The organism is Klebsiella sp. JB_Kp004 (genome assembly GCF_040065795.1).
GTDB classification, from domain to species: Bacteria; Pseudomonadota; Gammaproteobacteria; order Enterobacterales; family Enterobacteriaceae; genus Klebsiella; species Klebsiella quasipneumoniae.
Map to the genome: position 1 here is coordinate 153,897 of NZ_JBEAKW010000007.1, position 24,088 is coordinate 177,984.

A 24,088-nucleotide genomic window follows, 5' to 3' on the forward strand; every position below is an offset into this window, starting at 1 on the left:
GTTAGTGGGCGTCGTGGGTGTAGTGGAAGACCGGTAGCCCGAGCTTCCAGCGCAGCGCCAGCATGCGGGCGGTAAAGCCGAACAGCAGCGTGGCCAGGACCACCACATCGTGGCTGCTGACGTAGTGTTGCAGCGCTATATAGAGTACCGCTGCGGCAAACGAGATCCCGGCATACAGCTCTTTCTGGAAGACCAGCGGAATGCGCTTGCAGAACATATCGCGCAGTACGCCGCCGAAAACGCCGGTGATGACCGCAGCAATAGAGGCGATAACCGGGCCTTCGCCCATATCCAGGGCGATCTGCGCGCCGATGATGGAAAACACGATCAGCCCCAGCGCATCCAGCACCAGGAAAAGCCGGCGAAGGTGCGGCATTACCGGGGCGGCAATTGTGGTAAGGACGGCGGCGACGGCGACAATGATGACGTATTCCGGGTGCTTCACCCAGCCGAGAGGATAGTGTCCCAGCAGGATATCGCGAACAGAACCCCCGCCCAGCGCGGTCGCGGTGGCGATAATAATGACCCCAAACGTATCCATCCGCCGACGACCGGCAGCCAGCGCTCCGGTCATGGCTTCCGCGGTGATACCGATTAAATACAGAACATGAAGCAGCATAGATCCCCCCAGACAGTGGCCGGCAGGTTAACGATTTGTGCGCAGGATCACGATTGATATTTTCTAAAGTGAAGTCATTAGGCCAGGAAAAAGTAATGACAACATGGCTTACATTGGCTTTATTTGGCGGTTAAGTATTATTTTTTGAATTTTTACAGATTAGAAAAAGTAATGACTTATTCCCGATCGGTTATCTATATTGAAAACGCTAAGAATACCTAATGTTTAAGTCCCGACCTTTATCCTTTTATTTTCTTTCTCGAGGAGATGAGAAAATGCGTGTCGCCGCCGGGAACAAACATTATCTGACTCGCCTGATGGCCGTGGTATTAACCGGGATTCTGGCCGGTCTGTCCGGTATGGCGCTGGCGCTGATTTTACATGCCATTCAGCACCTGGCTTTTGGCTACAGTCCAGCGCATATCGTCGGTTCGGTATCATTTTTACAGGGCGTCACGGCGTCGCCCTGGCCACGTCGCATCGCGGCAATCGTGGCCGGCGGCATCGTCGCCGGATTTGGCTGGTGGCTGCTTGGTCGCTATGGGCAGAAGCGGGTTTCCATTGCCGCGGCGGTGGCTAACCCTTCCGTCCCCATGCCCGCGGGCACCACGACGATCCACGCTCTGCTGCAGATCGTCACCGTAGCGCTGGGGTCCCCGCTTGGCCGCGAAGTGGCTCCTCGGGAAATGGGCGCGCTGGGAGCGGGGATGGTGGCGCGTAAGCTGCGCCTGCTGGAGGATGAAACCCGTACGCTGATTGCCTGTGGGGCGGGCGCGGGCCTGGCGGCGGTGTATAACGTCCCGCTGGCAGGGGCGTTGTTCACCCTCGAGGTCATGCTGCTGTCGTTTAGCTGGGAAAAAACGCTGGCGGCGATAATGACCTCGGCGATTGCCGCCTGGACGGCCACCCTCGGGTTAGGGGATGAATCGCAATACCATTTTGTTTCCAGCGCGCTTCCGCACACCTTTCTCTGGTGGGCGATTCTGGCGGGCCCGATTCTTGGCGCCGGCGCCTGGCTCTTTCGCAAAGCGACCAGCGCAGCGCGTTCACGCGTGCGAAGTAACTGGCAGATGCCGGTGTTCTGTCTGCTGGCGTTTTCGCTTCTGGCCGTCCTTAGCCTCTGGTTCCCTGCGCTACCGGGCAATGGCAAGGGGCCGATGCAGCTGGCGCTCAGCGACGGGCTGTCTCACTCCATGGTCGCGATCCTGTTAGGGCTGAAGCTGGTGGTGATCCTGGCGGTGTTGCGCGGCGGCGCGGAAGGCGGGTTGTTAACCCCGGGGCTGGCGGTGGGCGGGTTGGTCAGCCTGCAGCTCTGCGCGCTCTGGCAATCAGGGTTCCCTGGCGGAGATGAAAGCAGTTTCGCCCTGGTGGGGGCAGCCGCTTTTCTCGCCGCCTCCATGCAGATGCCGCTGACGGCGGTGGTGCTGGTGATGGAGTTCACCCACATGGATCACAGCTATCTGGCCCCGACGCTGCTGTGCGCGGCAGGGGCGTTTTTGACCTGCCGGGTACTGGATAAAAGACATTGCTTTTGAAATGAATGAAAAAAGGCCGGTAATCCGGCCTTCAGAAAGGTATCTGAGATTACTCGATATTCTGGATCTGCTCGCGCATTTGCTCGATCAGCACTTTCAGCTCAATCGCAGAGTTGGTGACCTCGGCATTGATCGATTTTGACGCCAGGGTGTTCGACTCACGGTTGAACTCCTGCATCATAAAGTCGAGACGGCGACCCACAGCCTCTTTCTTTTTCAGAATGTTGTAGGTCTCTTTTACGTGGGCTTCGAGGCGGTCCAGCTCTTCGGCAACGTCGATACGCTGCGCCATCAGCACCAGCTCTTGCTCGAGACGGTTATTCTCCAGCTGCACTTCCGCATCTTCCAGCTTGGCGACCAGACGCTCGCGCTGCCACTGAAGAATTTCCGGCATATGGGCGCGAACTTTCGCCACTTCGCCGCTCACGCCTTCAAGACGCTGCTCGATAAGCGCTTTCAGCGCCTGGCCTTCCGTTTCGCGAGCGACGATGAAGTCATCCAGCGCGCCGTCAAGGGCTGCCAGAATGTCGGCGGCGATGGCGTCAAGATCCTGTTCTTTGGCGGCCATCACGCCCGGCCAGCGCAGGATATCAACCGGATTGATTTCCCCTTCATCGCTCTGCATTTTTACCCAGTTGGCGGCATTAACCAGCTGTTTAGCCAGCTTTTCGTTGAGAATCAGTTCGCCCTGAGCGCTGGGGTCTTGTTCAAAACGCAGGGTGCACTCGACTTTACCGCGAGTCAGGCGGGCGCGAATGCGCTCGCGTACCACGGGCTCCAGGCTACGGAACTGCTCCGGCAGGCGGAAGTACGTTTCCAGATAGCGCTGGTTTACCGAGCGCAGCTCCCATGCGGCGCTACCCCAGTCACCCTTGATTTCACGGCGGGCATAGGCGGTCATACTGCGGATCATAGACGTTCCTGTTTTCGTAATAATGAATGCAAGGATTATAGCTATGCCAGCGGTGACTTAACAGGAATAGTGATGAAATACTTCAAGACTGATTTTTTAAGGGACATAGCTTCGGTGTATTTAATGCGATTACTTTGCTTAGTGAAATCTATCCTTTTATAGCGGATAGGAAATAAGCTTTGATTCTTTCGCGGCTTAAGCATCATTATGCTGTTAATTTTTATCAAATGAATTCTGTCTATTCGCAGTAAAGCTATCTCTCCCTGCTTTCAGGCAGAATAAAAAAGAGTGAAAAACCGTAGGCCTATTTTTATTATTGAATGTGAGTATGATCATCCACATGTTTTTGTATCGTCTTAAAGCTATATCGTGGTATTTTTTACAAAGTATAACCGCCAAAAATGTTATGGGGTATTACCTTTAACTATTATGTATGTTTTTTCTGAATTCAATATGACAAAAGTATTAATATCTCTGTTGGGTGCATTCTCTTCATGAATATAATCAATTTAATTATATTTATTTGTTTTGTAATGGCAATGATTTAACTTTATGTAGTATTGTCCGGCAGCAAGATCGCGAGTATAGTCATTTTAGATGAGTTCTATAAAAAGGATTTTAATATGGACACTATCTTCGATAAAGTCATTAGAGAATTTTTCCCAAATACAAATATACCCTTTTGGAAAAAATGGCTTTTCAGGTCCGCTTTCGGCAATAAGAAATTTACTCGTATAATATATAACGATCGGTTAGTTAATCAAAGTGGAGTCGAATGGGTTAATTCGGTCGTCGATCTCCTTGAATTGCAATGTGCAACCGAACAACATCAATTTAATAACATACCCGAAAATGGGGCAGCGGTTGTTATTTCAAATCATCCAACAGTCATCGATGGTCTTGCTTTAATACATACGGTCTCCCGGGTGAGGAAAGATATAAAAATAATTGCCAACCACATTTTGCCAATTATATTTCCACAGGTGGCAGAACTGACCATTGGTATTGAAAATATGGCCGGTAAGATGAGCCATAAAAAATTTAGAGAGATGAACAATCATCTGCGAGAGGGAGGTGTATTAATTATATGTCCAGCGGGTAAACTGGCTAACTGGTCTCTTTCAGGTTTACAGGAGCATAAGTGGAACCCCGGTTTTTTACAGCTGGCGATGAGAAATAATGCGGCGCTGGTGCCTATTCATATTACGGGTAAAAACAGTAACGTTTATTATCTTACTGCAACGATCTGGCGGCAACTGTCGAATATAATGGTTATTCGTGAAGCTCTCCGCCATCGTGGAAAGACCATGGGAATCAATATCGGACAGCAAATAACCTTATCTTCATTGCAAAAATACAATAAAGATCTTTCTGCAGCAGCTAATGTATGTTTGATGCACCTCCAGAGCATAGGGAAGAATGGAGCAGCTCTTGTCGATACGATTTCGCCACAAGGACTAAAAGAAGATAGAGAGGATTTAATAAGTGCGATAGATGAGTGCGAAATATTAAGACAGTTTGATGATGGAAGAAAATTATTGATTTATCGCTGCAAAACTGGCCGTTTCTCACCAATTATTGATGAGTTAGGACGCTTACGCGAACGCTGTTATCGCGATATTGGTTCAGGGTCCGGTAAAGATAGAGATAATGATATTTTTGATGAAAGTTATTATCACATTATATTGTGGGATCCTGCTGAAACAGAAATTCTGGGGGCGTACCGTCTCGTTCCTGTTGGCGAGCAACTCGCCCGCCATGGAATAGCTGGCCTCTATAGTAATAACTTATTTAAATATCATGATAGCGCCTATTTGTGCTTAGAGCAGTGTGTAGAAATAGGTCGTGGCTTTATCCAGAAACCTTATCAAAAAGGTAATGTTCTTGATTATTTATGGCAAGGTATATTCGATTTTATAAAAAGATACCCCAACTATAAATATTTATTAGGTGTGTTGACTATCCCAGGATCTTTTCCTGAAGAGGTACAGAAACTGATTGTGAGTTTTTATAATATGTACTTTCCCACCACGACTGATTTTTGTACACCAATAGCCCTGTTCACGGTAGAAACTACACAAAGCGATAGTCCTTTTAGCGGAAACGATTTTAGCGAAGACTGGAGTATGTTAAATCATCTTCTGAGAGAAAAAGGTTATAAGCTGCCCTGGCCTTTTAAACAGACTGCTAAATGGTTCTCACCAGGTGGATCGTCGATTATTTCATTTACTAAAGATGAGGCTTTTAACTCGATAGCTGGGTTAAATCTGAGCGCTATTGATAAATTGAATGAAGTATACGTTAAACATTATTTAAAAGACTGAGTTGACGATGACTAACGGGTACTGGAGTAATAATGCTTTAATCCAGCCGTCAGTAATAAGGGAAATGATATGCGTATGGATACGTTTTAATGCAAAAGTCAGTAACTAAATGCTTTGTCATGATTTCGATGCTAGTACTCTCGGGATGTGATAACAAACCGGATAACATGCTATCCGGTTATTCACATGGTGAATTTGTATACCTTTCTTATTCTGGTAATGAAAAAATAGAACGAATCTTCATTAATAAGGGCGATAATGTCATTCCAGGACAGGAGTTAGTGAAGATTGACTCCTTCGATGCACAAAATATTTTCCTGCGTGCTGAAGAAAAACTTTCAGCTGAGAGCGCAGTGTTACGAAATCTGAAATCGGGAGAGCGGCCAGAAGAGCTGGATATTATACGGTCACAGCTAAAAAAAGCCCAATCGGCAGAATCACAGGTAAAGCGGCAGCTTGGGCGATATCGTCATCTTTATGCCAACCATGCCATATCGCGGGCGGAATGGGAGGATATCAGGGATGAGTTAACGCAAAAAGGCGCACAGGTTGAAGAGTTAATTAATCAACTCAAGGCACGGCAACTACCGGCCCGTCAGGATGAGATTAGCCAACAGCTCTCGATGGTGGCCGCGGCAAAACTCGAACGTGATAAAGCGCTTCGGGATGTTCAGCAAACGACGATTGTATCTCCAATAAATGCCAAAGTTTTTGATATTATATATCGTGTTGGGGAGCGTCCTTCAGCCGGCAGACCAATAATCAGTCTGTTACCACCTGAGAATATAAAAGTACGCTTCTTTATACCCGAGGCGATGCTTGGTAAATTTAATATCGGGACGAAGGTAAGACTTTTATGCGACGGTTGTGCCGAACCTATTTCTGGCGTTATTAATTATATCAGTCCTGAAGCAGAGTTTACGCCCCCGGTTATTTACAGTACGAAACGCCGTGAAAAACTTATTTTTATGGCCGAGGCGATCCCTATCCTGGAGCAGGCTGAACGGATGAAAATCGGCCAGCCGTTTGATGTGGAGATTATTGGCAATGAATAATCTTTGTATTGATGTGAAAAATCTCAATAAACATTTTGGCGAACTTCATGTCGTAAAGGATTTCTCATTACAGGTGGCAAAAGGCGAGATTTATGGTTTTCTTGGTCCGAACGGTAGCGGAAAAACGACATCGATACGGATGATGTGCGGTTTGATTACGCCCGATTCAGGTGAAGGTTTTTGTCTGGGTATGGACATCTTCACTCAGCGGGAAAAAATAAAACAAAAGATAGGCTACATGACTCAGTATTTCTCGATGTGGGGAAATTTAACTATTCGGGAAAACTTATTTTTTATTGCACGATTATATGGCCTCGACCAGCGTAAGGCCCGGGTTGAGGATGCGCTTACAGAATTAGGTCTTACTTCCCGACAGCACCAGCTGGCTAAGGAACTTTCTGGCGGCTGGAAGCAAAGAATGGCCCTCGCCGCCTGCATGTTGCATGAACCTGTTTTGCTGTTTCTGGATGAACCGACCGCTGGCGTGGATCCAAAAGCGCGACGGGAGTTCTGGCAAATGCTGCATCAGCTCTCTGACAAAGGGATCTCAATACTGGTGAGTACGCATTATATGGACGAGGCTGAGCGCTGCCATAAAGTTGCTTACCTCTCTTATGGCCGGCTACTGGCGAATGGCACTATTGCATCGATTATCGCTTCGCAGAATCTTATTACCGTGAGAACCAGCGGCGCTGGGCTAACGGTGCTTGAAAGCCAGCTCCAGCGCTTGCCGGATATTGAACAAACGGTCATTTTTGGCAATCAGCTTTACGTTACTTCCAGAGATGAAGCGAAGTTAGCATCCGCGCTATTTGCGTTTAAACAACAGGGTTATGAGTTCTGCCAGGTCGATACCAATCTGGAAGACGCATTTACCTATCTGATGAAAAACAATTGTGAAAAAAATTAATTTAAACTTCTCTCTAACCCGCTGGTTAGGTGTGGTTATTAAGGAGATCCACGAATTACGTCGTGATAAAGTCAGTATCAGCATGGTACTCCTTACCCCTATTTTTCAGCTGATCATTCTTGGCTATGCGATAAATATGGACCCGCATCATCTTCCTACCGCATTACTGAATTACGATAGCGAACGCATGAGTCAGGTTTTTGTGACAGGCGCGCAAAATACCGGATATTTTTCGATGATACCTGTCGATTCTGAAGAGGCAGCTCAGAAAGCATTTGTTCGAGGTGATGTCACTTTTATCGTAACGATCCCTGAGGGGTTTACGCGCAAGATGCTGCGTGGAGAAAAACCTCAGCTGCTCATTCAGGGGGATGCTATCGATCCGATGACCACGGGAAATGCGTTAAGTGCTCTGGTGCAGGTTGCGAAATCGATGTTTCAGCAAGACTTGCCGGGTGAAATGCGTGTAGAGCAAAAAGAGGATGATTTTGAACTTATTATCCATCGCATGTTTAACCCGGAGGGGATCACCCAGTTTAATACGATTCCCGGTATTATGGGGTCGATACTCAGTACAACCTTGATCCTGATGACCGCTCTGTCGATTACTCGTGAGAGAGAAAACGGTGCGTTAGAAAATTTACTGGTTTCTCCTTTGACCGGGCTTGAGGTCATTGTTGGTAAGATAACACCTTTTGTTATCATTGGCCTGTTTCAGGCGACGTTAATTCTGATTGCCGCCGTTCTGTTATTTGATATTCCTCTTCATGGCAGCGTTTTCCTGCTTTTTTTAGTGTTGTTGATTTATGTCTTCCTCTGCCTGTCAATCGGCATTGGTATTTCTGGCATAGCGCAAAACCAACTGCAGGCGCTGCAAATGTCGTCATTTTATTTTATCCCTTCCATTATGCTTTCTGGCTTTATCAGTCCTTTTATTAGTATGCCCGACTGGGCGAAAGCCATTGGCTCCTGTTTGCCGCTGACCTACTTCATCCGGTTGGTAAAGGGCATTATGCTGAAAGGGTATTCTGCGACGGCATTATTACCCGATCTATTGCCGCTGATTGGCCTGGCGGTGATAGTGATCGGCGTAGGGTTGAAATCTTATCGGAAAACGCTGGACTGACATTATGTGCGCGCCCGGCAGGTGTTGGCATAGGCTTTTCGCCATGAAATTCGTATAATGCGGCCTTACATTCGTTTCAAGCCGGAGATTTCTATCATGCGTCCAGCAGGTCGTAGCGCCAACCAGGTGCGCCCCGTTACCCTGACCCGTAATTACACAAAACACGCTGAAGGCTCTGTGCTGGTTGAATTCGGTGATACCAAAGTGCTGTGCACCGCCTCCATTGACGAAGGCGTACCGCGTTTCCTGAAAGGACAGGGACAGGGGTGGATCACCGCTGAATATGGCATGCTGCCGCGTTCAACGCACACGCGTAACGCGCGTGAAGCGGCAAAAGGCAAACAGGGCGGCCGGACGATGGAAATTCAGCGCCTGATCGCCCGTGCGCTGCGCGCGGCGGTTGATCTGAAAGCGCTGGGCGAGTTTACCATCACCCTCGACTGCGATGTGCTGCAGGCCGACGGCGGCACCCGCACCGCGTCTATTACCGGTGCCTGCGTGGCGCTGGCCGACGCGCTGAATAAGTTGGTGGCGGCCGGCAAGCTGAAAACTAACCCGATGAAAGGGATGGTGGCGGCGGTCTCTGTTGGGATCGTTAATGGCGAAGCCATCTGCGATCTGGAGTACATTGAAGACTCTGCCGCGGAAACCGATATGAACGTGGTGATGACCGAAGATGGTCGCATCATCGAGGTGCAGGGTACGGCAGAAGGCGAGCCGTTCACCCATGAAGAGCTCCTCACTCTCCTGGCGTTAGCCCGAGGGGGGATCGAATCCATTATTACGACGCAGAAGGCGGCGTTAGTAGATTAGTTTTTAAGGCGACTGAGAAGTCGCCTTTTTTTTGACCGTAAAAAAGTAAGATGAGGAGCGAATCCATGAAGCCGTATCAGCGCCAGTTTATTGAGTTTGCGCTTAGCAAGCAGGTTCTTAAGTTTGGCGAGTTCACGCTGAAATCCGGGCGTAAGAGCCCCTATTTCTTTAACGCCGGCCTGTTTAACACCGGGCGCGATCTGGCTCTGCTGGGCCGTTTTTATGCCGAGGCGCTGGTGGATTCCGGGATTGAGTTCGACCTGCTGTTTGGCCCGGCCTACAAAGGGATCCCGATTGCCACCACCACCGCGGTGGCGTTAGCCGAACACCATGACCGCGACCTGCCTTACTGCTTTAACCGTAAAGAGGCAAAGACTCACGGCGAAGGCGGCAATCTGGTCGGTAGTCCACTGCAGGGCCGGGTCATGCTGGTAGATGATGTGATCACCGCCGGTACGGCGATTCGCGAATCCATGGAGATCATCCAGGCCAACGGCGCGCAGCTGGCGGGTGTGCTGATCTCCCTGGATCGTCAGGAGCGCGGCCGCGGCGAAATCTCCGCCATTCAGGAAGTGGAGCGGGATTACGGCTGCCAGGTTATCTCGATCGTCACCCTGAAAGAGCTGATCGCTTACCTGGAAGAGAAACCGGAGATGGCGGAACACCTGGCGGCAGTTCGCGCTTATCGCGAAGCCTACGGCGTGTAACGAAAAAGCCCGGTAAGCAGAGCGCTACCGGGCAATGCAAAAAAACTACTGCAGCTGTGCGGCGACCAGCGGCCAGCGGGCGTCGAAATCATCCGTCGGACGGTATTTGAACTCGCTGCGCACAAAGCGCGACAGCATGCCCTCGCAGAAGGCCAGCAGCTGGCTGGCCAGCAGCGTTTCGTCGAGAGTATAGCCTTCGCCTTCGCGCATTTTTTTCTCGCGCATCACCTGACGCAGCTGCACTTCGATGCGTTCAAAAAGCTGGTTGATACGGCCCTGCAGCCGATCCTGTTCGAACATCAGCGCGTGTCCGGTGAGGATGCGCGTCAGCCCAGGATTACGCTCGCCAAACCCAAGAATCAACAGAACAATCAGGCGCAGGCGCGCGGATGTGTCCTTCTCATCTTTCAGAATCAAATTGATGCGCGTAATCAGACTGTCTTCAATGAACTCGATCAGGCTGTCAAACATGCGGGTTTTGCTGGGAAAATGGCGATACAGCGCGGCTTCAGAAACGCCGACGGAAGCCGCCAGTTTCGCGGTGGTAATACGTTGGCTACCATCGCTGGATTCCAGCATTAGCGCCAGAGATTGAAGTATTTCTTCGCGACGATTCCGTTTCGCAGTTTGCTTTTCTGCCATGTTTTAAAATACCCCTGAAAATAAGCACTTGTCAGGCAGACATCCACAACGCGACCGCAAACCAGAGTTTGCGGTGATGTTATTGCATTATGCGCGTTGGGATGCAGATTCCGTGTTGCTGGGCTTATTTACGCCCTGAGTGACCGAAGCCGCCTTCGCCGCGGTCGGTGGCATCGAAAGATTCCACCAGGTTAAATTCCGCCTGCACGACCGGCACAAAGACCATCTGCGCGATACGTTCGCCCGGCTCGATAATAAAGCTCTGCTGACCGCGGTTCCAGACGGACACCATCAGCTGCCCCTGGTAATCGGAGTCGATAAGGCCCACCAGGTTGCCCAGCACCACGCCGTGCTTATGACCCAGGCCCGAGCGCGGCAGGATCACCGCCGCCAGAGAGGGATCGGCGATATGAATCGCAAGGCCGGTCGGCAACAGCGTGGTTGCGCCCGGCGCCAGCTCTACGGCGTCGTCGAGACAGGCTCGCAGGTCAAGTCCGGCGGAGCCGGAGGTGGCATAGGTCGGCAGCGGAAATTGCTGGCCGACACGCGGGTCCAGAATCTTAACGTCGATTTTTTTCATCATAACGGGTCACGATCTCGTCGAGTAATAATTGGCCCAGGAGTTCCTTGCGCTCAAGTGGTAAGCGCTTTTCCCCATCCTGCCAGAAAAGGTGTAATGCGTTGCTATCGCTGTTAAATCCCTGATTAGGCTTGGAAACATCGTTGGCGCAAATCAGGTCGAGGTTTTTGCGGGCACGTTTTTGCCGCGCATATTCTTCCACATTATTCGTTTCGGCGGCAAACCCAACGACGTAGGGGCGATGCGATTTTAGCGCTGCAACCCCGGCGACGATATCCGGGTTTTTAACCATTTTTATTGTTAATTCATCACCTTGTTTTTTTATTTTATCTTCGGCGATGGCGGCGGCGCGGTAATCCGCCACCGCGGCGCAGCCAATAAAAATGTGCTGCTGCTGAGCGCTGGCCTGGACGGCCGCTTCCATTTCCAGCGCGGTAGTGACATCAATGCGCTGCACAAAGGGCGGTGTCGGTAGCGATACCGGTCCGCTGACCAGGGTCACGTTCGCGCCGCGCTGCGCGGCGGCGGCGGCAATCGCGAAGCCCATCTTACCGGAGCTGTGGTTTGAGATGTAACGTACCGGATCCAACGGCTCACGGGTCGGGCCCGCGGTAATCATGAGGTTGAGATGTTGCAAATCTTTGACAGGGGAGGCGAAATGCTGTGCGACCATCTCCACGATGGTTAACGGATCGAGCATTCGCCCCGGGCCGACGTCGCCGCAGGCCTGGCTACCGCTGTCCGGTCCCCACAGCAGCAGGCCGCGGGAAGCGAGCGTCTGCAGATTATGCTGGGTGGCCTGCGCGCGATACATCTGCTGGTTCATGGCGGGCAAGACGGCAACCGGGGAAGGGGTGGCGAGACAGATCGTCGACACCAAATCATTGGCCATGCCTGCCGCCACGCGGGCGATCAAATCGGCGGTCGCCGGGGCGAGGATCACCAGGTCGGCCCATTTTCCGAGCTCAATATGGCCCATGGCCGCTTCCGCCGCCGGATCGAGCAGGCTGTCGGAAACCGGATAGCCGGATACCGCCTGCAGGCTGAGTGGGGTGATGAACGCTTTTGCCGCCTCCGTCATTGCGACACGCACTTCCGCGCCGCGTTCACGTAGTCGCCGTACCAGTTCCGGGGTTTTATACGCCGCGATACCGCCGCTGACGCCCAGGACGATTTTTTTACCCGCCAGAGTCATCATGATGTATTCCTGTTGCCGTAGACCAGAATCCGCGCATCTTATCACAATCCTGCCGCCGTCGTGCCTCTGACGGGCATTCACTTTGCGAGCGGCTACGCAGGGTGAAAAGCGGCGGGTCGGCAGCGTCGTCAGGTTGTGCCAGGATAGGCTGATTCACGCAGGAGGGCGCATGGACGGAACGGAAAATCTGATGCCACGGGAGAAGATGCTGCAATTCGGCATCGAGGCGCTGACGGACGTTGAGCTACTGGCGCTGTTTCTGCGCATTGGCACACGCCGTCAGGATGTGCTGAGCTACGCCCAGGCGTTATTGCAGCGTTTTGGTTCGCTCTACGCTCTGCTTTCCGCTGATAAAGCGCAACTGGTTGCCGTTGACGGACTGGGGCTGGCGAAATATGCGCAACTGAAGGGGATTGCCGAGCTGGCGCGGCGCTATTTTAGCTCGCAACTGGTTGAGGAGGCCGCGCTGGTCACCCCCTCGATGACGCGGGAATTTTTGCAAAGCCAGCTGACGGAAGAGGAGCGCGAGATCTTTATGGTGATCTTTTTAGATAATCAGAACCGCGTGTTGAAACATAGCCGCCTTTTTTCTGGTACTCTTAGCCACGTTGAGGTGCATCCGCGAGAAATTGTACGCGAAGCCATCAAAGTGAACGCCGCCGCCGTGATCCTTGCGCATAATCATCCCTCCGGTAGTCCGGAGCCGAGTCAGGCTGACAGGCTGATTACCGAAAGGGTGGTAAAGTGTTGTCGATTCATGGAGATACGTGTGCTTGACCATCTGGTTATCGGCCGCGGTGCGTATGTATCTTTTGCCGAACGTGGCTGGATTTAGCCCCGAACTGGCGATCCTTCGGGATCTTTGTCTGTTCGGGACTTGAGCACATCGCCGAGTCAGCGTATACTACGCCACCTTTGAGAATCTCGGGTTTGGCATTTGGGCCTGGCAGTCGAGAGTTCACATTGAACTGCGATGACCAGGCTGTAAAGCCTGACGAGGCGCCAATACCCCATACGAAGCTCGAGCTAATTTGATTTTTGGAGAATAGACATGTCCCGAGTCTGCCAAGTTACTGGCAAGCGTCCGGTGACCGGTAACAACCGTTCCCACGCACTGAACGCGACTAAACGCCGTTTCCTGCCGAACCTGCACTCTCACCGTTTCTGGGTTGAGAGCGAGAAGCGTTTTGTCACCCTGCGCGTATCTGCTAAAGGTATGCGTGTAATCGATAAGAAAGGCATCGATACAGTTCTGGCTGAACTGCGTGCCCGTGGCGAAAAGTACTAAGTACTTAGAGGAAATAAATCATGGCTAAAGGTATTCGTGAGAAAATCAAGCTGGTTTCTTCCGCTGGTACTGGTCACTTCTACACCACCACGAAGAACAAACGTACCAAACCGGAAAAAATGGAACTGAAAAAGTACGATCCGGTTGTACGTCAGCACGTTATCTACAAAGAAGCTAAAATCAAATAATTTTAGCCTCCTTGTATAAAAACCCCGCTCCGGCGGGGTTTTTTGTTTTTAAAACTCCCCCATATTGCTTTCACACACTCCCTTTTCAGCCACCTGTCCGTGAAGCACAATACGCCGGGTTAATGGAGGAAAATCATGCCTGAATTACCAGAGGTTGAAACCAGCCGCCGCGGCATTGAGCCGCACCTGGTTGGCGCAACCATTCTGCACGCCGTCGTGCGCAACGGACGGCTGCGCTGGCCGGTTTCTGAAGAGATTTATCGCCTGAGCGACGTTCCGGTGCTCAGCGTGCGTCGTCGCGCCAAATACCTGCTTCTGGAACTCCCGAACGGCTGGATCATTGTCCATCTTGGGATGTCGGGAAGCCTGCGCATCCTGAGCGAAGAGCTGCCTGCGGAAAAACACGATCACGTTGATCTGGTTATGAGTAACGGTAAAGTCCTGCGCTATACCGATCCGCGCCGCTTTGGCGCCTGGCTGTGGACCAAAGAGCTGGAAGGCCACCCGGTGCTGGCGCATCTGGGGCCGGAGCCGCTGAGCGACGCCTTCAACGCCGATTATCTCCAGCAGAAATGCGCGAAGAAGAAAACCGCGATCAAACCCTGGCTGATGGATAACAAGCTGGTGGTGGGCGTCGGCAATATCTACGCCAGTGAATCGCTGTTCTCCGCCGGGATCCACCCTGACAGGCTGGCGTCCTCACTGTCGCGGGACGAGTGCGAGCAGCTGGTGAAGGTGATTAAGCTGGTCCTGCTGCGTTCGATAGAGCAGGGCGGCACCACGCTGAAGGACTTCCTGCAAAGCGATGGCAAGCCCGGCTATTTTGCCCAGGAGCTACAGGTCTATGGCCGCAAGGGCGAACCCTGCCGGATCTGCGGCACGCCGGTTGTCGGGACCAAGCATGCCCAGCGGGCGACCTTTTATTGCCGCCAGTGTCAGAAATAGTCACCGGAACAGGAATGATTGTCGGCCAGGTCAGCGGACCTGCGGGTGCGCATCTGGTGGGACGGGGACGTTTGTAGGCCAGGTAAGCGCAGCGCCAGCCTGGCTCATGCCCAGCAGATGCGTTACTTCAGCTTATTCAACAGCGCCTGGTGGACGTTGGCTGGCAGGAAGTGAGAGACATCGCCCTGGTGGCGCGCGACTTCTTTGACCAGCGAAGAGGAGATAAACGACCACTCTTTGCACGGCATCAGGAACACGCTCTCAAGGGTGGGCATCAAATGGCGGTTCATATGGGCCAGCTGCATCTCATATTCGAAATCCGCCACCGCCCGCAGGCCGCGGATCAGGATATTGGCCTGCTGCGCGCGCGCGAAGCTGGCCATCAGGTCGCTGAAGCCGACCACCTGAACATTCACCAGGTGGGCCGTCGCCTGCTCCGCCAGCGCAATACGTTCATCAAGGCTGAACATCGGCTTTTTACTCGGGCTGGCGGCGATAGCCAGCACCACTTTATCGAACATACTCGCCGCGCGGGTGACGATATCGATATGGCCATTGGTGATGGGATCGAAGGTACCCGGATAGATCGCTTTTGTGCTCATGATGACTCTTTCTCCGAGTAGCCGTGGCTCAGCGCCCACAGCTCGGTATATTTCGTAAACGTATACTGCGCGTTGACCATCGCCAGTAACCAGCCCTGCTTACCGTCCAGCACCCCACCGCGCAGCAGCAGCGTTTTCAGGAACGCGCCCAGCGTGTGGCTGAATATCCCCGCCATCGAGGTCTTCTTGCCCTTCTGGTGGCGTTCTAGCGCCCATGCGGCGGCATACGCCAGCTGTTTTTGCTGAAAGCCAGCGAAGTCGCGGCACGTCAGATGCAGGAGATCGCCGGTCAACGGAATGACCTCGGCGCCCAGGCTATCCAGCGATTCATGGACCAGATTATCGTTATAGCGGTAACGGGCGCGTTCGTACAGGCGCAGGACGCGATCGGGGTACCAACCGCTGTGGCGCATAAAGCGTCCGAGAAAATAGTTACGGCGGGCGATGCTGTAGATGGCGCCGCGCTGCGGGGCTGCCAGTACCGTAAGAATAGCCTGCCTGAGTTCCGGCGTGACGCGCTCATCGGTATCGATCATCAACACCCAGTCGCCGGTGGCGTAGTCCTGCGCGCGCTGGCGCTGAATGCCATAGCCTCGCCAGTCGGTATGGGTATAGATCTGCGCCCCGAGGCGGCGAGCCAGCTCGACGGTGCCATCGGTACTGCCGGAGTCGAGGACGATAATTTCATCCGCCCAGCTAACGGAGTCCAGACAATCCGGCAGCAGGTCCGCTGCGTTTTTGGCGATCATCACCACGGAAAGCCGGTTCGACATTAATGACTCCGCTGCGGCAGGTAAGGTTGCAGTAACTGTAGCAGACGCGACAGCGCGCCCTGGTTTTGGTGCAGCACTTCCACCGCGTGACGGCCATACCACAGGCGGTAGTCTTCATCGGTCAGCAGCGTGGAAACCTCTTTGACCAGCGAGTTAGCGTCGGTGACGGTGATCAGGCCATCGTCCTGCTGCAGCTTGGCGCAGATATCTTTGAAATTGAAGGTATGCGGCCCCATTAGCACCGGAATGGCGTGCGCCGCCGGCTCGAGCGGGTTATGGCCGCCGCGCTCCACCAGGCTGCCGCCGACGAAAGCGAGGTCGGCAATGCCGTAGAGCAGCATCAGTTCGCCCATGGTATCGCCAATGACCACCTGGGTACTGGAGGAGGGGATCTCGCCGGTGCTGCGCAGAGTGAAGCTCATTCCGGCTTTTTGCACCATGTCGCGGGCGTCAGGGAAGCGCTCCGGATGGCGAGGAACAAGGATCAGCAGCAGGTTCGGAAAGGTCTCCAGCAGCTTTTTATGCGCCTGGAGGATAATTTGCTCTTCGCCATCGTGGGTGCTGGTGGCAATCCAGACTTTGCGGTGCGGCGCCCATTGCCGGCGCAGCGTCACCGCGCGGGCCGCCAGCTCTGGCGTGACGGAGATATCGAATTTCAGGCTGCCGGTGACCGCCAGCTGGTTGCGCTTCAGTCCCAGCGCGAGGAAGCGGTTGCCATCTTCTTCATTCTGCGCGGCGATAAGCGTAATACGGCTCAACAGGCGGCGCATAAAGCCGCCCAGTTTGGCATAGCCTTTGGCGGAACGTTCGGACAGGCGGGCGTTGGCAATCACCAGCGGGATCTTACGCTTATGCAGCGCGGCTACCATATTCGGCCACAGTTCGGTCTCCATGACGATCACCAGCTTCGGCTGAACGGTGTCCAGGAAGCGGTTCATGGCGCCGGGCAGATCGTAGGGCAGATAGACGTGATGGACATCTTTGCCGAAGGCCGACATGGCGCGCTCGGAGCCGGTCGGCGTCATGGTGGTGACGGTGATCGGCAGAGAAGGGTAGCGGTGGCGCAGGGCGCGAACCAGCGGGATGGCGGCTAAGGTCTCGCCGACGGAAACGGAGTGCAGCAGAATGCCATCCGGCTCTACCTTGTTCTGACAGAAGCCATAGCGTTCCGCCCAGCGTTTACGGTAGGCAGGAGCCTTACGACTGCGCAGCAGCAGCCGCAGCCACACCAGCGGCTGAATAAGGTAAAGTAGGGTGGTATAAAGCAATTCCAAACTATTTATCCGTTCTCTGTTTTGGCGGGCAAATTCTAAGCATTTAGCCCGCGTAAAGCTATCTCTTTGGCGGAAACAGCGGGTTTTTGGTCTATCCCGCGTGGCGATAACGCTTAATACGCAGATAACGGCGTCCCAGGCGCCAGCGTAAACGGAAAGTACAGGCGTTTTTCCAGATTAACCGCCAGATACCGCGGTCGAAGAATTCTTTAATGATAACATGCTTTTTCGACTCATCTTTCATACTGTCGAAGGTGTGGATGATCCCCAGGCCTTCTTTGGCGATCTGCCAGCGACAGGCGGCGATATGGCGCACTTTGTCCGGGTAACGCTGGTTGATCGCCTCCAGCATCTCCAGAATTTTCATGTAATGGCGCGCCGAACGCATCAGCGTGTCGTCGTTGTCCGGCTTATGCGACACCGACTCAGAGTGGATGTAGTAATCATAGAATTGCTGACTGGTGTACTGCACGCGCTCCGCGGCCAGCAGCGCCTCTGTGGTCCACGGGATATCCTGATGGCGCAGGCCGGGCTCGAAATGGAAGTGATGCTGGCGGATAAAATCGTGGCGATAGATATTGAGCCAGGTGACGTGCAGAAATTTCCGCGAGTCCAGGGCCTGCTTGAGCCAGACATGGCCCGGCAGCACACCGGTCGAGGGCAAGCGATCCAGCGGAAAGATCGGGTGGCTCTCGCGGCGCTTTTCGTACACGTAGGTGCCGTTGCAGGTGGCGACATCGAGATGTGCTTTCTCCGCCATCTCCAGCAGCGTGCGATACATGCCCGGATAGAGTTTATCGTCGATGTCCGGAAACGCGAGGTACTTGCCGCTGGCAACCGCCAGGCCGGTATTGCGCGCGACCGAGACGCCCTGGTTTTCCTGCTCCAGCACCTGGACGTTCTGCAGCCGATCCCGCCATTCGGCGATCACCGCCAGGCTGTTGTCCGTCGACCCATCGTTCACCAGGATCAGTTCATAGCTGTCCAGCTGCTGCTGTTCAATGCACTCAAAGAATTGCGCAAGAAATTTCTCACCGTTGTAGACGGCAGCCACGATGCTCAGTAAAGGCGTTTGACTCATAAATCTTCGATCCTGGTTAACTAACGGCGTCAGATGCGCTGCAGCTGACGGTACTGCTGACAAATGGACACGACGCTGAATTTTTCCAGCGCGGCATCGTCGATGGCCGGCGGGTTATGGTAAATGCTTTGCATCGTCTGAGCCAGCGCCGGACTGGTGAGATCCGCCAGACCGCGGGCAAGTTCGCCGGTGAGGATCTCGGTGACGCCGCCGGGGCAGCGGGTGCTGGCGACCGGGGTATGCAACAGCAGCGCCTCCACCACCACATTGCCGAATCCTTCGCTATCCGAGCTCAAAACCAGCATCCGCGCGCCTTTGATCCACGGTAAGGGGTTTTCCTGAAAACCTTTGAACCACACCCGGTCGTCAATCTGCAGCGTTTTGGCCAGCTGGCGCAGGCGCTGCTCTTGCTCCGGTTTCCCCTGGCCTAACAGCACCAGCGGCGCGTCGATGCCGCTTTGCGCGTAGGCTTCGAGCAGGCGGTCGTGGCGTTTGCCGGGATGGAAGCGGCCGACGTGAATCAGGTAGTCGCCGTCCGGGCGCTCGCTGTCGGCTTCCGCCCCGGCGCGCAGGGCCGCGATATCGAAGGGGTTATAGATGGTTTTCAGCTGCGCCGGGCGCAGGGCGAAGGCGTCCACCAGATCGCGCCCCACGGCGTCGGAAACCGCTACCACGTTGCGCCCCTGGTAAATCCGCTTAATTTTCTGCTGCTTCATCCAGCGGTCAAAGCCGGTACGGTGACCAAGATAAGAGGCCGAGAAGACGCCGTGCAGGCAGAACCAGACGTTGCGCTCGCGCAGCGCCCGGCTGCGGGCGACGATGCGGTCTGTTTTGTGCAGGTTGGAGAGCACAAGGTCAAATTGTCCCTGCTGCTCGGCCCGGATGACCGCGGCGTCCAGCTGGCGGGCGCGGCGGGACAGCTCGGTCAGCTTGCGCCACGGTTTGCGGCAGCGATCGGCCACCACCTGGTAGTCGAGCCCCTCGGGCAATGGGTACTCGCAGACGTCGCGTAGCGAAATGAGCGAGACCCGATCGCCGTCGCGCAGGAACTGCGCCGCCAGGGTGAGAACGACTTTCTCCGCGCCGCCGCCGGGCAATCCGTCAATCACAAATAAGATGCGCATCGTTATTTCACCAGATCCTGATAAAGGGAAAGCAGCTGGGTTGAGAGGCGCTCGCTGGTGCAGGCCATGATGCGCTCGCGGGCGCGGTCGCCTTCCGCGGAGCCCAGCGCGCGGGCAGGCAGGGCCATCACCGCCTGCTGCAGCGCCGGGATATCCAGGGCGTCGCAGACGTAACCGTTGTGGCCGTTGACGACAAACTCTGCCCCGCCGCAGCCGGTGGTGGTGATCACTGGCAGACCGCAGGCCATTGCCTCAAGGATGACGTTGGGGAACGGATCGTAGAGGGTCGGCAGCAGCAGGCCATCGGCCATCTGATAGAACGGCAGCGTCTCCGACTGCATGCCGAAGAAGCGCACCCGCGCTTCGCAGCCGAGACTCTTCGCCAGCGCCTGATAGCGCGGCTGATCTTTATCTTTGCCAACCACCAGCAGATAGCGATCGGTCGGGGCGATGGCGCGGATCGCCGCCGCCAGCCCTTTACGCTCAAAGCCGGAGCCGACGTAAATCAGGCACGTTGCCTGCAGCGGCAACTGCCATTTGGCGCGTAAGGCGGCAAAGGTTTCTTCGCCCGGCGGCAGGAAACGCTGGTTATCAATGGCGTTATAGATAACGTGGATCTTGTCCGCCGGCAGGCCAAAGTCTTCGATGATCTCGCGTTTGATCATCTCGGCGTTGCAGATCACCCCACGCAGATGCGGGTCTTCGTACATCTCGCGTTCCGCTTGCATCACATAACGGTGGTAGCGGTCGGCGAACAGCAGGCGGCTTTTCCAGGCCGGTAAAATGCGCGAGCGCTGTTGCAGCCAGCGGCGATGAACGCCGTCGCCGGCGCGGTAGAGATCGCAGCCGGGAATACGCTCATGGCTCTGCACCAGGTCGAAAGATTCGCGCTGCCAGAGCGCCCGCGCGGCGTTGGCAAAACCGCGCTCGCGGCTGATGCGCCCCCATTTGCGCGGATTACAGATATGGATCTGCCAGTCCGGTTTCACCGGCCCCTGCCATTCGCGGGTGATGACGTTCAGCTGCAGATGACTGCTGTCGAGGGCTTCCAGCGCGCGGGAGACAAACCGTTCTGCGCCGCCGTCCGGGCGGTACTTCTGCCGCACCAGAGCCAGCCTGAATTTACTCATGCCAGTACCTTTTTCGCCGCCGCGATCACGGCGTCGGTAGGAATTAAATCGAGATAACGTTCGTCGGTGTTGGTGTTGATGGCGTCCGGGTCGGGCAGCGGACCGAAGTCGCCTGCCCAGATCACCTCGCCTTTCGCCTGCCACGGACGCCAGAAGGTCAGCTTCGAGGGGCCGAACAGGGCGACCAGCGGAGTGCCGAGAGCCGCAGCCATATGCATCGGCACCGAGTCGACGCCGATAAACAGCCGGGCGTGATCGATCACCGCCGCCAGCTGGCGCAGCGTTAACTGGCCGGCTAAAGAGTGCAGCCGCGCCTGCGGGCAGCCGGCGATGATGGTCTCCACCATCTTCTTCTCTCTATCGTCGGGGCCGGAGGTGAGTACCACCGCGTACCCTTCGGCGGACAGCGCGTTGATCAGCGCGCTCATCCTGTCTTCGCGCCAGCATTTAAAGAACCAACGCGACGTTGGCTGGATGACGATGTAGTTATCCCGGAAGTCCTCCGGCAGCAGGGCGCGGCTGGTGGCCCAGTCTGCTTCGCTGTAGCCCATCCGCGCCGGGGCGTCGTTCAACTGGATACCGAGTGGAGCGAGGATAGAGAGATTCTGCTGTACCGTATGCAGCTGATTATGCTGTTGGGTGGCGGCCAGCGCGGTGTGGCAATAGCGCCAGAACGGGTGGCGACGCTTCGGAAAATCAAAGCCGATCCGCGTCGCGGCGCCGGTCAGTTTGCTGATAATCGCGCTCGGCCACTGGTCGGCAAGGTTGAGCACCATATCGTATCGCTGCTGGCGCAGCGTCTGAATGAGCTGCCATTGCATCTTCAGCTGATGCTTTTTCCCCTGCTTTTTCCAGCGGCGGTCGAGACCATAAATTTGGTGGATATCGGGGTTGGCGGCGAGCATATCCCGGGTCTCTTCATACAGCAGGACATCCACGCTGGCGGCGGGATACTGCTGTTTCAGCGCGTGAATAAGCGGGGTGATCAGCAGCATGTCGCCATGATGGCGCAGCTTAATGACCAGGATCCGCGCCGGGTTCAAGGGGCTGCGGGAGAGGGTTTCAGGCGTCATACTCTGTTCTTCATCCAGGATAAGGGTTCCGATTCTAGGGGATCAGACAGATTGAGAGAAGCGTTGTATTGCTCTACCATGACCCGATACGTATGGCCTGAGGACGTTTTCGTGCACAATCCCGCATTTCTCATCACGATTGATACAGAGGGCGATAACCTCTGGCAAAAACATGACAGCATCACCACCGAGAATGCGCGTTATCTCCCGCGTTTTCAGCAGCTTTGCGAAAAGTATGGCTTTAAACCGGTCTATTTGACCAATTATGAAATGGCCATCGACCCCTTTTATATCGAATTCGCCAGAGACGTGATTGCCCGCGGCACCGCGGAAGTCGGTATGCATCTGCATGCCTGGAACAGCCCGCCGACCGAGCCGCTGACCGCCGATGACTGGCGGCATAAGCCTTATCTCATTGAATACAGCGATGCCATGATGCGTGAGAAGGTCGACTATATGACGCGTCTGCTGGAGGACACCTTCCAGACCAAAATGGTTAGTCATCGCGCCGGGCGCTGGGCCTTTGACGAGCGCTATGCGCGTCTGCTGGTGGAGTACGGGTATCAGGTGGATTGCTCGGTGACGCCGCGGGTGAACTGGAAGACCGCCAAGGGGGCGCCGCAGGGCGATGGCGGGACCGATTATCGTCGCTTCCCGCAGCATGCCTATTTTCTCGATGAAAATGACATCAGCCGCGAGGGCCACTCGCCGCTGCTGGAAGTGCCGATGAGCATTCAGTACAAGCACTCCGCGTGGATGAACAGCGTGAAGCAGGGCTACGACCGCCTGCGCGGCAAAGTGCGTTCCCCCTCCGTGCACTGGCTGCGTCCGATGGGCGGCAACGTGGAGACGATGAAAAAAGTCGTCGAACAAACGTTGACGCAGGGCAATGACTACGTGGAATATATGCTCCACTCTTCAGAATATATGCCCGGCGGCAGCCCCACGTTCCAGAATGAACGGGATATTGAGCGTTTATACGCTGACCTTGAAGCCTTTTTTAGCTGGCTGGCGCCGCAGGTGAAGGGCATGACGTTGGCAGAATATTACCAGCGGAAAATCACACAGCGCTAACACAGCTCAAGGTACCGTATGCGTATCCTTAAACAATTGACGCGGAAAAAGAACGCTTTTTTCCGCGGTATTAAATTTAATTTAATTAACTATCGATACAGAAATAAGCCTGCGCGCAAACCCTTCGACCCGGCCCCCGTACGCCGCGTGCTGCTATTGCGCCTGGACGATAAAGTCGGCGATATGGTGGTGACCACCGGCTGCGCCAGAATACTGGCCGAACGGGGATATCAGGTTTCGGTGTTAACCGGACCAATATGCTGCGAAATATTAGCCGGCTCAGAATTCATTGAGCAAGTATATTTATATCGACCACGCATGTCCTTAAATACGTTACGGGCGGCGGGTTTTGATGCGGTTATCGATTTTGATGACGTGACCAGCTATGAACGCTTTAAATTACTCGCCGATTTACGGGCGACCAGCGTGATTGGCTTTAATAAAGAGCCCTATAAACTTTACGATCATTCGATCGCTTTTTTTGACAGCAACAGCCATATTTCCCTGCGCTATCAACAGGTGGTGAAGCTTTTTGGCGTCGTTGACGACCAGCCATACGACTATCATCTCCCCGGCTGTCGCCATGAGCGGGAGAAAGTGGCGCGCTTGCTTTCCCAGGCCGGAGAGGTCGCACTGCGCATCGCCATTAACCCTTTTACCGCCTCCGAGGATAAAGACTTCTGTCGTCATCAGGTGGCGACCCTGGTCGAGCGGCTACATGCTCTGCCTTACCGGGTCTGTATCGTGATGGTGGGTCGCAGCGAGAAAATTCAGCAGCTGGGGCTGGATATGGCGCTGTACGTCGCCGACAGCACCATCAACTCCGCCGTGGAGGTGATTCGCAGCTGTGATTTAGTCATTACGCCGGACACCTCGATCGTGCATATCGCCCGCGCTTTCGATAAACCGATGGTGGCGGTCTATAACAAACGCAAACTCAAGGATACCGGGCTGCCCGGCTATCATATCTGGGCGCCGGGCTATGACAAAGCGAGGCAGATCGTTTGTGAAGAAGCGAATGTCGCCGATGTGGCGATTGAGTCGGTATGGCCGGTGATTAAAGAGCAGGCCGACCGGCTGGTCGCCGCCCGCAGTTAATAGAAAAGTGAATATA

At 54.4% G+C, this 24,088-nt stretch carries 25 protein-coding genes; 13 read left to right on the forward strand and 12 right to left on the reverse strand.

Going from position 1 to position 24,088, the window contains the following annotated elements:
• Position 1: 1 nt before the first annotated feature.
• Positions 2 to 619, reverse strand: coding sequence for a trimeric intracellular cation channel family protein (locus ABLX76_RS09820; RefSeq protein ID WP_002922654.1), 618 nt, complete (start codon positions 617 to 619; stop codon positions 2 to 4).
• A 275-nt stretch (positions 620 to 894) separates the two neighbouring features.
• Between ABLX76_RS09820 and ABLX76_RS09825 the strand changes: the two genes are divergently transcribed.
• Positions 895 to 2,154, forward strand: coding sequence for a chloride channel protein (locus tag ABLX76_RS09825; protein ID WP_241515915.1), 1,260 nt, complete (start codon positions 895 to 897; stop codon positions 2,152 to 2,154).
• A gap of 49 nt (positions 2,155 to 2,203) precedes the next feature.
• Here ABLX76_RS09825 and ABLX76_RS09830 read toward each other — a convergent pair whose 3' ends face one another.
• Positions 2,204 to 3,067 (reverse strand): YicC/YloC family endoribonuclease, encoded by an 864-nt coding sequence (locus ABLX76_RS09830; RefSeq protein WP_002922636.1) that lies wholly within the window; start codon positions 3,065 to 3,067, stop codon positions 2,204 to 2,206.
• Positions 3,068 to 3,690: 623 nt separating this feature from the next.
• Between ABLX76_RS09830 and ABLX76_RS09835 the strand changes: the two genes are divergently transcribed.
• The 6 genes from ABLX76_RS09835 to pyrE all read left to right on the forward strand — a co-directional run bounded on the left by ABLX76_RS09835 (position 3,691) and on the right by pyrE (position 10,002).
• Positions 3,691 to 5,391 carry a lysophospholipid acyltransferase family protein gene (locus ABLX76_RS09835; RefSeq protein ID WP_348874462.1) on the forward strand — a complete coding sequence of 567 codons (1,701 nt, stop codon included), beginning with the start codon at positions 3,691 to 3,693 and terminating at the stop codon, positions 5,389 to 5,391.
• Positions 5,392 to 5,480: 89 nt separating this feature from the next.
• Entirely contained in the window at positions 5,481 to 6,446 is a 966-nt protein-coding gene (locus ABLX76_RS09840; RefSeq protein ID WP_335892743.1) for an HlyD family efflux transporter periplasmic adaptor subunit, read from the forward strand.
• The gene (locus ABLX76_RS09845; RefSeq protein ID WP_277476052.1) at positions 6,439 to 7,356 is read left to right on the forward strand and encodes an ABC transporter ATP-binding protein; all 918 of its coding nucleotides are present in this window, start codon (positions 6,439 to 6,441) and stop codon (positions 7,354 to 7,356) included. The genes ABLX76_RS09840 and ABLX76_RS09845 overlap by 8 nt, the downstream gene beginning before the upstream one ends.
• Positions 7,343 to 8,482: an ABC transporter permease gene (locus ABLX76_RS09850; protein WP_101978206.1), complete on the forward strand. Its 1,140-nt coding sequence runs from the start codon at positions 7,343 to 7,345 to the stop codon at positions 8,480 to 8,482. The genes ABLX76_RS09845 and ABLX76_RS09850 overlap by 14 nt, the downstream gene beginning before the upstream one ends.
• 96 nt (positions 8,483 to 8,578) lie before the next feature.
• The gene (gene rph, locus ABLX76_RS09855) at positions 8,579 to 9,295 is read left to right on the forward strand and encodes a ribonuclease PH (RefSeq protein WP_004205074.1); all 717 of its coding nucleotides are present in this window, start codon (positions 8,579 to 8,581) and stop codon (positions 9,293 to 9,295) included.
• A 65-nt stretch (positions 9,296 to 9,360) separates the two neighbouring features.
• Positions 9,361 to 10,002, forward strand: a complete 642-nt coding sequence (pyrE, locus tag ABLX76_RS09860) for an orotate phosphoribosyltransferase (RefSeq protein ID WP_004205073.1) — start codon at positions 9,361 to 9,363, stop codon at positions 10,000 to 10,002.
• A gap of 45 nt (positions 10,003 to 10,047) precedes the next feature.
• Here the strand turns inward: pyrE and slmA are convergent, their stop codons facing one another.
• From slmA to coaBC, 3 genes are all read right to left on the reverse strand, one after another.
• Positions 10,048 to 10,644, reverse strand: a complete 597-nt coding sequence (gene slmA / locus ABLX76_RS09865) for a nucleoid occlusion factor SlmA (RefSeq protein WP_004205072.1) — start codon at positions 10,642 to 10,644, stop codon at positions 10,048 to 10,050.
• A 124-nt stretch (positions 10,645 to 10,768) separates the two neighbouring features.
• Positions 10,769 to 11,227, reverse strand: a complete 459-nt coding sequence (gene dut, locus ABLX76_RS09870) for a dUTP diphosphatase (RefSeq protein WP_004145270.1) — start codon at positions 11,225 to 11,227, stop codon at positions 10,769 to 10,771.
• Positions 11,205 to 12,419 (reverse strand): bifunctional phosphopantothenoylcysteine decarboxylase/phosphopantothenate--cysteine ligase CoaBC, encoded by a 1,215-nt coding sequence (coaBC, locus tag ABLX76_RS09875; protein WP_348874474.1) that lies wholly within the window; start codon positions 12,417 to 12,419, stop codon positions 11,205 to 11,207. The genes dut and coaBC overlap by 23 nt, the downstream gene beginning before the upstream one ends.
• Positions 12,420 to 12,591: 172 nt before the next feature.
• On the opposite strand from coaBC, the gene radC reads away from it, so the two are divergent.
• The 4 genes from radC to mutM all read left to right on the forward strand — a co-directional run bounded on the left by radC (position 12,592) and on the right by mutM (position 14,843).
• Positions 12,592 to 13,257, forward strand: coding sequence for a DNA repair protein RadC (radC, locus tag ABLX76_RS09880; RefSeq protein WP_017900054.1), 666 nt, complete (start codon positions 12,592 to 12,594; stop codon positions 13,255 to 13,257).
• A 216-nt stretch (positions 13,258 to 13,473) separates the two neighbouring features.
• A complete protein-coding gene (rpmB, locus tag ABLX76_RS09885) occupies positions 13,474 to 13,710 on the forward strand; it encodes a 50S ribosomal protein L28 (protein ID WP_000091955.1) in 237 nt (78 codons plus the stop codon).
• Positions 13,711 to 13,730: 20 nt separating this feature from the next.
• Positions 13,731 to 13,898, forward strand: coding sequence for a 50S ribosomal protein L33 (gene rpmG, locus ABLX76_RS09890; protein ID WP_002922510.1), 168 nt, complete (start codon positions 13,731 to 13,733; stop codon positions 13,896 to 13,898).
• A 135-nt stretch (positions 13,899 to 14,033) separates the two neighbouring features.
• A complete protein-coding gene (gene mutM, locus ABLX76_RS09895) occupies positions 14,034 to 14,843 on the forward strand; it encodes a bifunctional DNA-formamidopyrimidine glycosylase/DNA-(apurinic or apyrimidinic site) lyase (RefSeq protein ID WP_032454367.1) in 810 nt (269 codons plus the stop codon).
• A gap of 122 nt (positions 14,844 to 14,965) precedes the next feature.
• Here the strand turns inward: mutM and coaD are convergent, their stop codons facing one another.
• The 7 genes from coaD to rfaQ all read right to left on the reverse strand — a co-directional run bounded on the left by coaD (position 14,966) and on the right by rfaQ (position 21,900).
• Positions 14,966 to 15,445, reverse strand: a complete 480-nt coding sequence (coaD, locus tag ABLX76_RS09900) for a pantetheine-phosphate adenylyltransferase (protein WP_004205067.1) — start codon at positions 15,443 to 15,445, stop codon at positions 14,966 to 14,968.
• On the reverse strand, positions 15,442 to 16,218 hold the full coding sequence (locus tag ABLX76_RS09905; protein ID WP_348874463.1) for a glycosyltransferase family 2 protein: 777 nt from the start codon (positions 16,216 to 16,218) through the stop codon (positions 15,442 to 15,444). Before ABLX76_RS09905 ends, coaD begins: the two co-directional genes overlap by 4 nt.
• Positions 16,218 to 17,492 (reverse strand): lipid IV(A) 3-deoxy-D-manno-octulosonic acid transferase, encoded by a 1,275-nt coding sequence (waaA, locus tag ABLX76_RS09910; RefSeq protein ID WP_004205065.1) that lies wholly within the window; start codon positions 17,490 to 17,492, stop codon positions 16,218 to 16,220. Before waaA ends, ABLX76_RS09905 begins: the two co-directional genes overlap by 1 nt.
• 91 nt (positions 17,493 to 17,583) lie before the next feature.
• Positions 17,584 to 18,573 carry a glycosyltransferase gene (locus ABLX76_RS09915; protein WP_023291365.1) on the reverse strand — a complete coding sequence of 330 codons (990 nt, stop codon included), beginning with the start codon at positions 18,571 to 18,573 and terminating at the stop codon, positions 17,584 to 17,586.
• A gap of 29 nt (positions 18,574 to 18,602) precedes the next feature.
• Positions 18,603 to 19,697, reverse strand: a complete 1,095-nt coding sequence (locus ABLX76_RS09920) for a glycosyltransferase (protein ID WP_023291364.1) — start codon at positions 19,695 to 19,697, stop codon at positions 18,603 to 18,605.
• A 2-nt stretch (positions 19,698 to 19,699) separates the two neighbouring features.
• Positions 19,700 to 20,827 carry a glycosyltransferase family 4 protein gene (locus ABLX76_RS09925; protein WP_348874464.1) on the reverse strand — a complete coding sequence of 376 codons (1,128 nt, stop codon included), beginning with the start codon at positions 20,825 to 20,827 and terminating at the stop codon, positions 19,700 to 19,702.
• Complete coding sequence (gene rfaQ, locus ABLX76_RS09930; RefSeq protein ID WP_050533484.1) at positions 20,824 to 21,900, reverse strand: putative lipopolysaccharide heptosyltransferase III; 1,077 nt, start codon at positions 21,898 to 21,900, stop codon at positions 20,824 to 20,826. Before rfaQ ends, ABLX76_RS09925 begins: the two co-directional genes overlap by 4 nt.
• A 111-nt stretch (positions 21,901 to 22,011) precedes the next feature.
• On the opposite strand from rfaQ, the gene ABLX76_RS09935 reads away from it, so the two are divergent.
• Both ABLX76_RS09935 and ABLX76_RS09940 read left to right on the forward strand, forming a co-directional pair.
• Positions 22,012 to 22,974: a polysaccharide deacetylase family protein gene (locus ABLX76_RS09935; protein WP_002922494.1), complete on the forward strand. Its 963-nt coding sequence runs from the start codon at positions 22,012 to 22,014 to the stop codon at positions 22,972 to 22,974.
• 18 nt (positions 22,975 to 22,992) lie between these two features.
• A complete protein-coding gene (locus ABLX76_RS09940; RefSeq protein WP_032454363.1) occupies positions 22,993 to 24,072 on the forward strand; it encodes a glycosyltransferase family 9 protein in 1,080 nt (359 codons plus the stop codon).
• The last annotated feature ends 16 nt before the right edge of the window (positions 24,073 to 24,088 follow it).